The following is a 13,170-nucleotide window of genomic DNA, read 5'->3' as shown; positions in this document are numbered from 1 at the left end:
CGTCAGTGCCGCGAGACTTGGTCACAGGTCCTGCGTCGAGCGCCTGGTGGGTTCTGGGCGTACCCGGCGAGTTACCCATGTACTCACGAAATCAGTCGTCGCGTCTACCACGATCTCACCGATTGGATTACACCAGGTCAACGCCGAGGCACGAGCGAAGGTTCCTGATCGAAATGTGAGCTCCGTGCCACCTAGCGCGTCGTCCGGACAGCTTGGCTCCGACTGCTCGCCGAGCGCAGTGATATGGCGGTCGATGCAGCGTGGGCGAGCACCATTCGACGGCGTTCGAACACTCCGAGCCAAGGCTTGATACGGCAGGAGCTATCGGGACGCGGCACTAGCCGACGCGCTCGATGGTGTAGCGGACCAGGCGCTCCAGCGCGTCGTTGGCCGGGCCCGATGGCAGCGCGGAGAGTTCGGCGTGCGCGATATCGGCGTAGCTCTGCAGCTTCTCCTTGGCCAGCACCATGCCCCGGGAGTGGGCGAGCAGCGACAGCGCCTCCTCGACCTCGTCGTCGGTCTGCAGCGGGTGGGCGAGCAGTTTGCGCAGCCGGTCGCCCTCGGCGCCCTCATCGCGCAGCGCGTACAGCACCGGCAGGGTGTGCACGCCCTCGCGCAGGTCGGTGCCCGGCGTCTTACCGGATTGTTCGGCGGCCGAGGAGATATCGATGATGTCGTCGGAGATCTGGAAGGCGGTGCCGACCGCATCACCGAGCCGGGCCAGCCGCTCGACGTGTTCGGCATCGGCGCCGGAGAAGGTGCCGCCGAAGCGTCCGGCGGCGGCGATCAGTGAGCCGGTCTTCTCCCACACCACGCGCAGGTAATGCTCGACCGGATCCTGGGATTCGCGGGCGCCCATGGTTTCCCGCATCTGACCGGTGACCAGCTCGGCGAAGGTTTCGGCGATGATCCGCACCGCATCGGGGCCCAGAGTCGAGGTGAGCCGTGACGCGTGCGCGAACAGATAGTCGCCGGCGAGGATGGCGATGCTGTTGCCCCAGCGCGAATTCACGCTCGGGGCGCCGCGACGCATGGTGGCCTCGTCCATGACGTCGTCGTGGTAGAGGGTCGCCAGGTGCACCAGTTCGACCACGGTGCCCGCCGTGATCAGCGCCGGATCGGTGGGGCGCGGACCGAGCTGGCCGGTGAGGATGGTGAACAGCGGGCGGAATCGCTTACCCCCGGCCTTGGCCAGATGCAGCGCCGCCTCCTGTAGGAACAGCTCGCCGTCGGACAGCTCGTCGATCAGGAGTTTTTCGACATCGATGAGGCCATTGCGCACGGTCTGGGCGAGCTCGGTGTCACCGAGATCGACTCCGGCCACCACCGTGCTCTCATCACTCACAGCCGATGTGCTCATCTCTTCTCCCAGCGATGCGTCCGACCCCACGGTAGAGAACCTAGCGTGTCCCCGCCGCGCGGCCCATGAACACCGTCACTATGCGGTGTATCAGACACTTTTCCATATCGTTTTCCGACCACATCGATCGCATGGTCTGCGCCACGGGCAGGCGCCATCGACACGAACGGAATGCTCCTGCGAGTATTGAGCGCATGGGTTCACCGGATGCCACTCCCGCGGGCGGGGACGGGGAGACGCAGAGCGCGATTCCCACACAGACCGAAGTGCTCGTGGTCGGTGCCGGGCCGGCCGGATCGGCGGCCGCCGCATGGGCCGCGCGGGCCGGACGTGATGTCATGCTCACCGATTCCGCCGTCTTCCCACGTGACAAGACCTGCGGCGATGGACTCACCCCCCGCGCGACCGCCGAATTGGAGCACCTCGGCCTCGGCGCTTGGCTGCGGGCGCACACCGTGAACCATGGCCTGCGGATGACGGGTTTCGGTCGTGAGGCGCTGCTGCCGTGGCCGGGCGGCTCGTTCCCAACGTATGGAAGTGCCGTTCCCCGAACCGAACTCGACGACAAGCTGCGTGAGACAGCCGTGAAGTCGGGTGCCCGGATGCTGGATGGCACGAAAGTGATCGATGTCATCCGGGAGGGTGATCGCGTCACCGGTGTGACGGTGAAGACGGCGGAGGGCCCGCATTCGATCGCATGCAAGACGCTCGTCGTCGCCGACGGTGTCCGCTCCCCGATCGGCAAACTACTCGGGCGCACCTGGCATCGGCAGTACGCCTATGGCACCGCGGCCCGCGCCTACATCAAATCCGCGCGCAGCGATGACCAGTGGATCACTTCGCATCTGGAGCTGCGCAATGCCGACGGCGATTTGGTGCCCGGCTACGGCTGGGTGTTCCCGCTGGGCAATGGGGAGGTGAATATCGGCGTCGGCTCGCTCGCCACCGAGAAGCGGCCCTCGCATATCGCGCTGAAACCCCTACTGGAGCACTACACCTCGTTGCGCCGCGAGGAGTGGCAGTTCGAGGGTTCGCTGCGGGCGGTCGCCTCCGCGCTGCTGCCGATGGGCGGCGCGGTATCGAATATCGCGGGGCGCAATTGGGTGCTGATCGGCGATGCCGCGGGCTGTGTGAATCCGCTGAACGGCGAGGGCATCGACTACGGACTCGAGGGCGGGCACATGCTCGCCGGACTGCTGGACGAACCGGATCTCACGACGGTGTGGCCGCAGCTATTGCGTGCCCGCTACGGGCGGACGTTCTCGGTGGCACGGCGCATCGCCGGTTTGGCGACCCACCCGCGGATGGTGCCGATGGGCGGGCCGCCGGTGATGCGGTCGAAGTATCTGCAGCGCACCGCGGTTCGGGTGATGGGCAATCTGGTCACCGATGAGGATCTGGATCTGACGGCCAGGGCCTGGCGGGCCGCGGGGCGGGCGTCCTACCGCTTCGACGAACTCGCACCCTTCACCTGAGATGACCGGACTACCCGCGCTCTACCTACTTCCGCATCTGCGGCGGGCGCGGGATCTTGCGGACCGCAACTATGCCGAGCCGTTGAATCTGGACGAACTAGCCGCTGCCGCGGGAGTTTCGAAGTATCACTTCCTGCGCGCGTTCGCGGCCGTGTACGGCGTGACGCCCGCGGCGTATCTGGCACAGCGACGGATCGAGCGGGCGCAGGATTATCTGCGGGCCACCAACCTCACCGTGACCGAGGTCTGCATGATGGTCGGGTACAGCAGCCTCGGGTCGTTCAGCAGTAAGTTCCGGCAGTTGGTCGGGGTGACGCCGTCGGAGTATCAGGCCAAATTCGCGGACGGCGCGCCGCGGATTCCGGGCTGTTATGTGTTCATGCACGGGCTATCGGATCGCAAGCCGCGAAGTTGAGCGGTTCGCAGAGCTCAGCAATTTCGGAGAAGCGTGCGGGTCGACGCGTTTCCTAGCCTTTGGGCATGACTATTACGAATGTCTCCTTGGTCACCGTGTACGTCACCGACCAGGACGCGGCCAAGCAGTGGTACACCGAAAAGCTGGGGTTCGTCGAGACCAGCGATGTGACGATGGGCGACAACGGATTCCGCTGGGTCAGCGTCGCACATCCCGATCATCCGGAACTAGAGATCACCCTGATGATTCCGGGACCGCCGCTGGATGAGAATCTCGCCGATGCCATCCGCCGTGCCCTGGCCAATGGCACCCACGGCGCGGTCGGTCTGAAGACCGATGACTGCCAGAAGACCTTCGAGGAATTGACCGCCAAGGGTGTGGAGTTCGTCCAGCCGCCCGCCGAACGCCCCTATGGCACGGAGGCGATCATCCGGGACAACTCCGGCAACTGGCTGGTGCTGGTGGAGCCCAAGGAATTCAGCCCGGAGGATTTCGCCGGGTAGCCGACGAGCCCGAACGCGTCAGGCGCTCGCCTGCGCGGCGACCCACTCCTCGATATGTGAAGCTGAATTTTCGGGACATGCGCGCACATCGCATCGGAGGCGGCAAGTAGCCTGTGGTGGTGTCGGAAACCAGCCAGTCCGAAAGGCGTTCGAACCGCCTGCGGCGGGCCAGGATCGGGGTGCTGACGGCTGCGGTCTTCCTCAGCGCCCTCGTCGTGCTGCTGGTGCTCGCCGCCTGGCGCAACGACTATCTGATCAGCTCCGACAAGGGTGTGACCTCCGCCGAGGTGCTCTCCGCCGGGCGGCTGCGTTCGGCGGTCATCTATGTCACACCGGACGGGAAGACGCACAATCCGAAGGTCGGGGTGCTCTATCCGACCAACCTCACCGCCGGTGAGCGGATCAATGTGGAGTACAGCCGCAAGGATCCGGATCTGGTCCGGGTGGCCGGGCGCGACGCGCGGGTCGCGATTCAGCCCGCGCTGTCGGTGATTCTTGTGGTGTGGGCGGTCGCGGTGCCCACGATGTGGCTGCTGCTGCGAGCACAGCGCCGCACGCCCGACCCGGTGAACGGACCCCACGCCGCGGCCGGCGCCGCCTGAGGCGAGCAGCCCCGACAGTTCGCCGGATCTTTGTGTATCGGTCATCTCGACGTGACGGCGTGGCGCGTTGCGCGGGTCAACCTGGGATGGTGCGCGTAGCCATCGTTTCGGAGTCGTTCCTGCCGAATATGAACGGCGTCGTCAATTCCGTGCTCCGGGTGCTGGACCACCTGGACCAGCACGGGCACGAGGCGCTGGTGATCGCGCCGGCCACGCCGCACGGGCTGCCCGCCGCCCCACGGATCTATAAAAGGTTCCCAGTGCATCTGGTACCAGCGGTGATGGTGCCGAAAGTCAGCTCGCTGCCGGTGGGCCTGCCACAGCCCGGTATCACCGCCGCGATCGACGAATTCGATGCCGATGTGGTGCATCTGGCCTCGCCGTTCCTGCTCGGCGCGGGTGGTCTCGGTGCGGCGATGCGGCTGGATCTGCCGACGGTCGCGATCTATCAGACCGATGTGGCCGGATTCGCGAAAAGTTACGGGCTGGGGCTGGCCAGTCGGGCGGCCTGGGCCTGGACGCGCCGGATTCATGAGGGCGCGACACGGACATTGGCGCCGTCACGCGCGGCGGCCGAGGATTTGCGGCGGCACGGTATTCCGCGGGTGCACCGCTGGGGTCGCGGTGTCGATATCGGTCGGTTCACGCCGTCGGCGAAGCGGCCGGAGCTGCGAGCCTGCTGGTTGCGCGGTCAGGACAAGCTGCTGGTTGGGTTTGTCGGGCGGCTGGCACCGGAGAAGCATGTGGAGCGGCTCGCGGTGCTGGGCAGCGACCCAGCGATCCAACTGGTGATCGTCGGAGACGGGCCGGAGCGGGCCCGGTTGGCGCGGATGATGCCCACCGCGATCTTCACCGGTGAGCTCGGCGGTGACGAACTGGCCGAGGCGTACGCGAGCCTGGATGTGATGGTGCACGCGGGTGAGCACGAGACGTTCTGTCAGGGCGTGCAGGAGGCACTAGCGGCCGGGGTGCCGGTGATCGGCCCGGATGCGGGCGGACCACGCGATCTCATCGCGCACTGCCGCAACGGCTACCTGCTGCCGGTGGATCGCTTCGCCGAGCTGCTGCCCAGTGCGGTTGCGGCGCTTCGTGATCCGGTATTGCGGGCGCGATTCGCCGCAGCTGCCCGCAAGTCGGTGCTGCACCGGACCTGGCCCGCCATCTGCACCGAATTGATGGGCCACTACGCCGATATCACGGGGATTCGGACCCAGTTGCCGCACACCGCGTAATCGATCCGCGTGTGAGTTTCGCGACCTCCGAACGCCGATTACCTGGTGTGACCATGAAAAACGCGGGCGCGCCGGCCGATGGCACGGATTGTCTGGGCCAGTTCGGCGCGGGAGTCTCGCCCCGCATGTGTTACGCGCGGTAGGTTCGGGGGCGTGGCGAAAACAGAGCAGCGGGAACCGGTTCGGGCTTCGCTGGACAAGCAGCCGCACGAGGTCGCGTCGATGTTCGACGGGGTCGCGAAGCGGTACGACCTGACCAATACCGTCATCTCCTTGGGACAGGACCGATATTGGCGCTGGGCGGTGCGCAAGGCCGTCGCGCCGCGGCCGGGTGAGCGCGTGCTCGACCTCGCCGCGGGTACCGGCATTTCGACGCTGGACCTGGCGAAATCCGGTGCCTGGTGTCTGGCGGCCGACTTCTCCCAGGGCATGCTCGCCGCGGGCAAGTTCCGCAATGTGCCGATGGTGGCCGCCGATGCCACGGCACTGCCCTTCGCCGACGATTCGTTCGACGCGGTGACCATCTCCTACGGTCTGCGCAATATCTCCGAAACCGATGCCGCGCTGCGCGAGATGCTGCGGGTCACCAAGCCGGGCGGGCGGATGGTGATTTGCGAATTCTCCACGCCGATCGTGCCGGTCTTCAGCACCATCTATCTGGAGTACCTGATGAAGGCGCTGCCGAAAGTCGCGGTGGCGGTGAGCAGTAATCCGGATGCCTACGTCTACCTCGCCGAATCCATCCGGGCCTGGCCGAATCAGCGGCGATTGGCGCTGCGGATCGCCGATGCGGGCTGGTCGTCGGTGAAATGGCGCAATCTGACCGGCGGCATCGTCGCACTGCACCGCGCTTACAAACTGGGCTGACCGCCTGATCGGACTGCGCACCTGGTCGCGGCATATTTTCGTGGCGCACGCCACACCTCACGCGGGAGATTTGCCGCGGTGAGGTTAATTGTCATCTGTCGATAACGTTGGGTAAATCGGCCGCAATCGGCGGTGCGCATGATCGGTGGCATGACCGATGCAGGCATCGACCGCGCGAGCACCGCCAGAACGGCGTGCTCGTACTGCGGCGTCGGCTGCGGCGTCGTTGTCGAGACCCGCCCGGGTGCGGGCGGCGCGCCGGTCATCGCCAAGGTGCGCGGCGACAAACTGCATCCGACGAACGCCGGCCGCCTGTGCACCAAGGGGGCGACCCACCAGGAGTTGATGGCGGCCCCGGGGCGGATGGAGACCGCGTACCGGCGGCCCGAGCGCGGCCAGGTACCGGTGCCCGTGCCTGTCGACGAGGCGGTGCACGAGGTAGCCACCCGGCTGCGGGCGATCCTGGACGAACACGGACCGGACGCCATCGCGCTGTACGTCTCCGGGCAGATGTCGCTGGAGGCGCAGTATCTGGCGACTAAACTGGCCAAGGGGTACCTGCGGACCAAGCACATCGAGGCCAATTCCCGACTGTGCATGGCCAGCGCCGGCACCGGCTATAAGCAGTCGCTCGGCGCGGACGGGCCGCCCGGCTCCTATGACGACTTCGAACACGCCGATCTGTTCTTCGTGATCGGTGCGAACATGGCCGACTGCCACCCGATCCTCTATCTGCGCATGATCGACCGGGTCAAGGCGGGGGCGAAACTGATAGTGGTGGATCCGCGGCGCACCGATACTGCCGCGCGGGCCGATCTGTTCCTGCAGATCGCACCGGGTACCGATCTCGCGCTGCTCAACTGCCTACTGCATCTGCTCGTCGAGAACGGTGATATCGACGCGGACTTCATCGCCGAGCACACCGAGGGATGGGCGGCGATGCCGGAATTCCTCGCCGATTACCCGCCGGACAAGGTCGCCGCGATCACCGGGCTGTCCGAGGCCGATATCCGCACGGCCGCGCGCTGGATCGGCGAGGCCGGGGAATGGATGTCGCTGTGGACCATGGGACTCAACCAGTCCACCCACGGCACCTGGAACACCAACGCACTCTGCAATCTGCACCTCGCCACCGGGGCTATTTGTCGTCCGGGCAGCGGGCCGTTCTCGCTGACCGGTCAGCCCAACGCCATGGGCGGGCGCGAAATGGGGTATATGGGACCGGGTTTGCCCGGCCAGCGCAGCCTGCTCTCCCCCGCCGACCGCAGCTTCGTGGAGACCGCGTGGGGGGTCGAACCCGGCACGCTGCGTACCGAGACCGGTCCGGGCACCATCGAGATGTTCCGCGAGCTATCCGAGGGGCAGATCAAGGCGGCCTGGATCATCTGCACCAATCCCGTTGCCACCGTCGCCAACCGGAAGACGGTCATCGGTGGGCTGGAGGCGGCCGAGCTGGTCATCGTGCAGGACGCCTACACCGATACCGCCACCAACTCCTACGCCGACATACTGCTGCCCGCCACGCTGTGGGCCGAAGCCGATGCGGTGATGGTCAATTCGGAGCGCAATGTCACGCTGCTGCGGCGCTCGGTGGATCCGATCGGCGATGCCCGACCGGACTGGCTGCTGATCGCGCAGGTCGCCACCGCGATGGGTTTCGCAGGCTTCGAATACTGCTCCAGTGCCGAGGTTTTCGACGAGATCAAGCAGTTCGCCAATCCGACCACCGGATACGACCTGCGTGGGATGAGCTACCAGCGGTTGCGCGAGGGGCCGATGCAGTGGCCGTGCGCCGAGACCGACCGCGAGCGCAACCCGATCCGCTACCTCAATAACGGTGTCAGCCAGGAACTTTTCGTCGACGAAGCCGGACGCCAGCCCCGGTTGGCGTTCGCGACACCGAGCCGTCGCGCGGTGTTCTGGCCGCGCCCGCATATGTCGCCGACGGAAATGCCCGACGACGACTACCCTTTCATGCTCAATACCGGCCGCTTGCAGCATCAATGGCACACCATGACCAAGACCGGCAAGATCGACAAGCTGACCAAGTTGACCGGACAGCCGTTGGTGGAGGTGCATCCCGATGATGCCGAGCGGCTCGGGGTCGAAGCGGGTGACCAGCTCGAAATCGCTTCCCGGCGTGGGCGAGCGGTGCTGCCGGTGCAGATCAGCGACCGGGTGCGGCCCGGTGATTGCTTCGCGCCGTTTCATTGGAATGACGAGCAGGGCGAATATCTGACGATCAATGCCGTAACCAATGACGCGGTGGATCCGGATTCGTTGCAGCCCGAATTCAAGGCGTGCGCGGTGTCGTTGCGCCGGGTCGCGGTGATGCCGAAAGCGGCCGCAACCCCTTCGGCAGGTGTACCGGAAACCGCCGCGAACCATGGCTCGCACCCGCTGGCGGTCATGCTGGGGCTCGACGCGGGTACCGCCCCGACGCTCAGCGAGACCGAGCGGATCTATCTGGCCGGATATCTCTCGGCGTTGCAATCCATTCCGGTGACGGGTCAGCCGGTGCTGCCCGAATCCGCGCCGCTGGCCAAGAACAGTCGGTTGTGGATCGATGGGCTTTTGGCCGGTATGTATTCGCGAAGTGCGGTAACCGAATCCGCGCCCGCCGATACGGCTCCCGACGAACCCGCCCGTCCGATCACCGTGCTGTGGGCCTCACAGACCGGCACGGCCGAAGAGTTCGCGGCCACGACGGCGGCGCGCCTGGCCGAATCCGGTTTCGCGCCGCGGCTGCTCGATATGGACTCGTGCGAACTCCACGAACTCACCGGCGATGTGCTGGTGATCAGCAGTACCTTCGGCGACGGCGGTCCGCCGGATAACGGAACCGACTTCTGGGAACGCCTGGACGACAGCGTGATCCGATTGGCCGGCATGCGGTACGCGGTATTCGCGCTCGGCGATTCCTCCTATGACGACTTCTGCGGCCACGGTCGCAAACTGGACGCGAAGCTGACCGAGCGCGGGGCCACCCGGCTGCTCACACGCGTCGACAGCGAACCCGATTACGAGGAAGCCGCGGCGCGCTGGCTCGACGAGGTGCTAGCCGCACTCGACGGCGGTGCACCCGAAGCGAGTTCGGCCGGTCCCGGCGGAGCTCGGCCGCCCGAGCGGTCCACCGGTGGCACGATGGTGCTGAGCCGTACCGCACCGTCGGTCGGAACGCAGACCGCCGGACCGGCGCCGTTCACCCGCAACGCCCCGGTGACCGCCCCGCTGGTGCGCAATGAGCCGCTGTCGCATGTCGGATCGCAGAAGGAAGTGCGCCAGTTCGGCTTCGACCTGCGCGGGCTGAAAGCGAACTACGAGGTCGGCGATTCGCTCGGGGTCTGGCCGACGAATGGCGATTCGATGGTGGCCGAATGGCTCGGCGCGACCGGGTTGGACGGTCGCCGGATTGTCGAGGTCGACAACCAGGAATTGCCGCTGGCCCAGGCGCTGCGGACCCGCTACGACATCACGAAGGTCAGCCACGACCTGCTTACTTTCATCGCCGAACGCAATACCAACAACCGGCTGGCCAAACTGCTGCGCCGCGATAATCGCAATGAGCTCGACAACTACCTGTGGGACCGGCAGGCCGTCGATGTGCTGCGCGATTTTCCGGTGCGCGCCGATCTCGTCGAATGGCTGGGCACGCTGAAAAAGCTACAGCCGCGCCAGTATTCGATTTCGTCGAGTCCGCTGGTCAGTCCCGACGAGGTGCAACTCACCGTCGGTGTTGTCCGGTACGGCGATCCGGCCGCGACCGGATCCGCCGCACGCCGCGGCGGGGTGTGCTCGACCTTCCTCGCCGACCGTGCCGACGCCGCCGAATCCGCGGTGCCGATCTTCCTGCAGCGTGCACCGCATTTCCGACCGCCGCTGGACCCCGCCACCTCGATGATCATGGTCGGCCCCGGTACCGGCATCGCGCCCTTCCGCGGCTTCCTGCAGGAACGCCGCGCCCTCGGGTGCAGCGGCCGCAACTGGCTGTTCTTCGGCGATCAGCATGCCGCCCAGAACTTCTACTACCGAGCGGAATTGGAGGATATGTTCCGCTCGGGCTTCCTCACCCGACTCGATCTGGCCTTCTCCCGCGACCAGCGCGAGCGGATCTACGTGCAGCACCGGATGATCGAGCACGGGGCCGAGCTGTGGTCCTGGCTGCGTGACGGCGCGCACTTCTATGTGTGCGGTGATGCCGCGCGCATGGCCAAGGATGTCGACGACACCCTGCTGACCATTGCCAGAATCCACGGCAAGCTCGACGAGGACGGGGCGCTGGCGTTCCGGAAGCAGTTGGTCGCCGAGAAGCGGTACGTTCGCGACGTGTACTGAGGGTCCGCCTGAGCGCCCAATCCTGTCCAGATCCGGCGGGAACCCGCAGATTCGAGGAGGAGTGGGCGCTAGGACTCACACCGCGGGAGCATTCAGCCGCGCGAAGTCCGGCAGCCGATAGTACGGATAGTAGGGGTACGCCGGTGTGGTCGCGCTGGCCTTGTCGAGGCGGGCGATTTGGTCGGCATCGAGTTCCCAGCCGATCGCGCCGAGGTTCTGGCGCAGCTGCGCCTCATTGCGTGCGCCGACGATGACGGTCGACACCGTTGGACGGCGCAGCAGCCAGTTGAGCGCGATCTGCGGGACGGTTTTGCCGGTCTCGGCGGCGAGTTCGTCGAGGATGTCGACCACGTCATAGAGCTTCTCGTCATCTACCGGCGGACCCGCCTGCGCGGTCTGATGCAGGCGGCTGCCTTCCGGAAGTGGTTGGCCGCGACGGATTTTCCCGGTCAGTCGGCCCCAGCCGAGCGGACTCCACACCACCGCGCCGACGCCCTGATCCTGGCCGAGCGGCATGAGTTCCCATTCGTAGTCGCGGCCGACAAGTGAGTAGTAGACCTGGTGGGCGACGTAGCGGGTCAGGCCGAGCCGATCCGCCGCCGCAAGGGATTTCATCAGCTGCCAGCCCGCGAAGTTGGAGGCGCCGAGGTAGCGGATCTTGCCCGCGCGCACCAGATCGTCCAGTACCGCAAGGACTTCCTCGACCGGGGTGTGCGCGTCGAATGCGTGCAGTTGGAACAGGTCGATGTAGTCGGTGCCGAGCCTGCGCAGCGACCCCTCGACCGTTTTGATCAGGCGCGAACGGCCGGAACCCGCGTCGAACGGACCTGGACCGGTCGGCAGACTCGCTTTGGTGGACAGCAGCAGTCGGTCGCGCCTGCCCTTGATGGCCGCACCGAGCACCTCCTCGGAGGCGCCATCGGAATAGACATCGGCCGTATCGAACATCGTTACGCCCGCGTCCAGGCTGATATCGACCAGTCGACGCGCCTGCTCCGCATCGGTATCACCCCACGCGCTGAACAGTTCGCCACGCCCGCCGAAGGTGCCCGCGCCGAAGCTCAGCGCCGGGACGAGCAGACCTGATGCGCCGAGCCGACGGTACTCCATGATGACTCCTAAAGGGTCTATAGTTCCGTTAACGATTCAACCATACACCCGATGCGCTGTAAATGAAACTGGAGTTCCGTTATGGAGTCTGACAATGCCGTTCCCGGCTCGGTTCGCCCTGGTGGGCGCACTGCCCGCGTCCGCGAGGCGGTGCTGCAGGCGGCGGGCGATCTGCTCGCCGAGCGCGGTTTCGCGCACCTGGATCTGACCGAGGTCGCGGCGCGCGCGGAGGTCGGCAAGACCACGGCCTACCGCCGCTGGCGCAACTCGACCGGACTTGTCGCCGACCTGCTCATCGATATGGCCGAACAATCGCTGCCACACGCGGATACCGGCTCCCTGCTCGGCGATCTCACCGCCAATGCCCGTCTGGTCGCCAAAACCCTCACCAACCCCCGCCAAGGCAAGCTCTTCCAGGCTGTGATCGCCGCCGCCACCTGCGACGAAACCGCCGCAGCCGCCCTGCGCCGCTTCTACGACATCCGCCTCACCGAATGGACCCCGTGCATCGAAGCCGCCATCGCCCGCGGCGAAATCCCCGAGAACACCGACGCCCGCGCCGTCCTCACCGCCGTGTCGGCCCCCCTCTACTATCGCCTGCTCGCCAGCGGCGACCCGATCGACGACGCGGCCGCCGTCACCGCCGCCGCAGCCGCTACCCAAGCCGCAACAGCGGGCATCTACGCGAAGTCATGAACAAGATCAGGCGGAACTCTCGGGCGATTCCACCCGATCCCGATCTCGGACAACTCGTTGCGGGTTATCCGGAGTGGTTCAGGGCGGCTATCTGACGGTCGGTTTGAGCTCGGTGGACTTCCAGTGCGGTGCGCAGGAAGTCGAGGATGACGTCCAGTTGGTCGGAGTTGTAGCGAGCCAACGCTTTCGCACCCGCCTGGCCGACCGGACCGAAGATTTCAGCAGCCGTCGCTTGCGCGGCCTCGGTGGCTTCGACCAGGACGCGGCGACGATTGGACGGATCCTGGCTGCGGGCGACGAATCCGGCACGGACGAGTCGATCGATGACGGTGGTGGTCGCGGCGGGACTCAGCTTGAGCTGAACACTCAATTCGCCGGCCGCAAGTGGACCGCGACCGAGAACGACGTCGAGGCAGCGAGTATCGGTGCGATTGAGGCCGAGACGAGCGGCGACGGCCTCATCGAAGGCGTCGAAGCTCTCCTGCAGCAGGCGGAGCTGCATCCCGATCTCTCCGATAGTTTCATCTTTCGACATTCGAATCTTTCTGTTATCGTATATTTCGTTCATCGAAATG

At 66.1% G+C, this 13,170-nt stretch carries 11 protein-coding genes; 8 read left to right on the top strand and 3 right to left on the bottom strand.

Features of this window, described 5'->3' with window-relative positions; genetic code table 11:
* Positions 1 to 337: 337 nt before the first annotated feature.
* Positions 338 to 1,360 carry a polyprenyl synthetase family protein gene (locus ACIBJI_RS01385; RefSeq protein WP_364358601.1) on the bottom strand — a complete coding sequence of 341 codons (1,023 nt, stop codon included), beginning with the start codon at positions 1,358 to 1,360 and terminating at the stop codon, positions 338 to 340.
* Positions 1,361 to 1,554: 194 nt separating this feature from the next.
* On the opposite strand from ACIBJI_RS01385, the gene ACIBJI_RS01380 reads away from it, so the two are divergent.
* The 7 genes from ACIBJI_RS01380 to ACIBJI_RS01350 all read left to right on the top strand — a co-directional run bounded on the left by ACIBJI_RS01380 (position 1,555) and on the right by ACIBJI_RS01350 (position 10,789).
* On the top strand, positions 1,555 to 2,835 hold the full coding sequence (locus ACIBJI_RS01380; protein ID WP_396958315.1) for a geranylgeranyl reductase family protein: 1,281 nt from the start codon (positions 1,555 to 1,557) through the stop codon (positions 2,833 to 2,835).
* A gap of 1 nt (position 2,836) precedes the next feature.
* Positions 2,837 to 3,250 (top strand): AraC family transcriptional regulator, encoded by a 414-nt coding sequence (locus ACIBJI_RS01375; RefSeq protein WP_364358607.1) that lies wholly within the window; start codon positions 2,837 to 2,839, stop codon positions 3,248 to 3,250.
* 65 nt (positions 3,251 to 3,315) lie between these two features.
* Positions 3,316 to 3,753 carry a VOC family protein gene (locus ACIBJI_RS01370; protein ID WP_396958314.1) on the top strand — a complete coding sequence of 146 codons (438 nt, stop codon included), beginning with the start codon at positions 3,316 to 3,318 and terminating at the stop codon, positions 3,751 to 3,753.
* Positions 3,754 to 3,872: 119 nt separating this feature from the next.
* Positions 3,873 to 4,355, top strand: coding sequence for a DUF3592 domain-containing protein (locus ACIBJI_RS01365; protein WP_364358613.1), 483 nt, complete (start codon positions 3,873 to 3,875; stop codon positions 4,353 to 4,355).
* An 89-nt stretch (positions 4,356 to 4,444) separates the two neighbouring features.
* Complete coding sequence (locus ACIBJI_RS01360; protein WP_397082673.1) at positions 4,445 to 5,587, top strand: glycosyltransferase family 4 protein; 1,143 nt, start codon at positions 4,445 to 4,447, stop codon at positions 5,585 to 5,587.
* A 153-nt stretch (positions 5,588 to 5,740) separates the two neighbouring features.
* Complete coding sequence (locus tag ACIBJI_RS01355) at positions 5,741 to 6,454, top strand: demethylmenaquinone methyltransferase (protein ID WP_364358619.1); 714 nt, start codon at positions 5,741 to 5,743, stop codon at positions 6,452 to 6,454.
* Between the two features lie 138 nt (positions 6,455 to 6,592).
* Positions 6,593 to 10,789, top strand: coding sequence for a molybdopterin-dependent oxidoreductase (locus tag ACIBJI_RS01350; protein ID WP_397082670.1), 4,197 nt, complete (start codon positions 6,593 to 6,595; stop codon positions 10,787 to 10,789).
* Between the two features lie 75 nt (positions 10,790 to 10,864).
* Here the strand turns inward: ACIBJI_RS01350 and ACIBJI_RS01345 are convergent, their stop codons facing one another.
* Complete coding sequence (locus tag ACIBJI_RS01345; protein WP_397082668.1) at positions 10,865 to 11,899, bottom strand: aldo/keto reductase; 1,035 nt, start codon at positions 11,897 to 11,899, stop codon at positions 10,865 to 10,867.
* 81 nt (positions 11,900 to 11,980) lie between these two features.
* On the opposite strand from ACIBJI_RS01345, the gene ACIBJI_RS01340 reads away from it, so the two are divergent.
* On the top strand, positions 11,981 to 12,595 hold the full coding sequence (locus ACIBJI_RS01340; RefSeq protein ID WP_364358628.1) for a TetR/AcrR family transcriptional regulator C-terminal ligand-binding domain-containing protein: 615 nt from the start codon (positions 11,981 to 11,983) through the stop codon (positions 12,593 to 12,595).
* A gap of 64 nt (positions 12,596 to 12,659) precedes the next feature.
* Here ACIBJI_RS01340 and ACIBJI_RS01335 read toward each other — a convergent pair whose 3' ends face one another.
* Positions 12,660 to 13,130: a MarR family winged helix-turn-helix transcriptional regulator gene (locus tag ACIBJI_RS01335; RefSeq protein WP_396958309.1), complete on the bottom strand. Its 471-nt coding sequence runs from the start codon at positions 13,128 to 13,130 to the stop codon at positions 12,660 to 12,662.
* Between the last annotated feature and the right edge of the window lie 40 nt (positions 13,131 to 13,170).

The organism is Nocardia sp. NPDC050408, assembly GCF_044458905.1.
Lineage (GTDB): Bacteria > Actinomycetota > Actinomycetes > Mycobacteriales > Mycobacteriaceae > Nocardia.
This window is presented reverse-complemented; position numbering and strand designations above follow the sequence as displayed.

What these genes read in the sequence shown, in the direction of transcription:
- ACIBJI_RS01385 (WP_364358601.1), bottom strand. Translation starts at nt 1,360, where the DNA reads ATGAGCACATCGGCTGTGAGTGATGAGAGCACGGTGGTGGCCGGAGTC.
- ACIBJI_RS01380 (WP_396958315.1), top strand. Translation starts at nt 1,555, where the DNA reads ATGGGTTCACCGGATGCCACTCCCGCGGGCGGGGACGGGGAGACGCAG.
- ACIBJI_RS01375 (WP_364358607.1), top strand. Translation starts at nt 2,837, where the DNA reads ATGACCGGACTACCCGCGCTCTACCTACTTCCGCATCTGCGGCGGGCG.
- ACIBJI_RS01370 (WP_396958314.1), top strand. Translation starts at nt 3,316, where the DNA reads ATGACTATTACGAATGTCTCCTTGGTCACCGTGTACGTCACCGACCAG.
- ACIBJI_RS01350 (WP_397082670.1), top strand. Translation starts at nt 6,593, where the DNA reads ATGATCGGTGGCATGACCGATGCAGGCATCGACCGCGCGAGCACCGCC.
- ACIBJI_RS01345 (WP_397082668.1), bottom strand. Translation starts at nt 11,899, where the DNA reads ATGGAGTACCGTCGGCTCGGCGCATCAGGTCTGCTCGTCCCGGCGCTG.
- ACIBJI_RS01340 (WP_364358628.1), top strand. Translation starts at nt 11,981, where the DNA reads ATGGAGTCTGACAATGCCGTTCCCGGCTCGGTTCGCCCTGGTGGGCGC.
- ACIBJI_RS01335 (WP_396958309.1), bottom strand. Translation starts at nt 13,130, where the DNA reads ATGTCGAAAGATGAAACTATCGGAGAGATCGGGATGCAGCTCCGCCTG.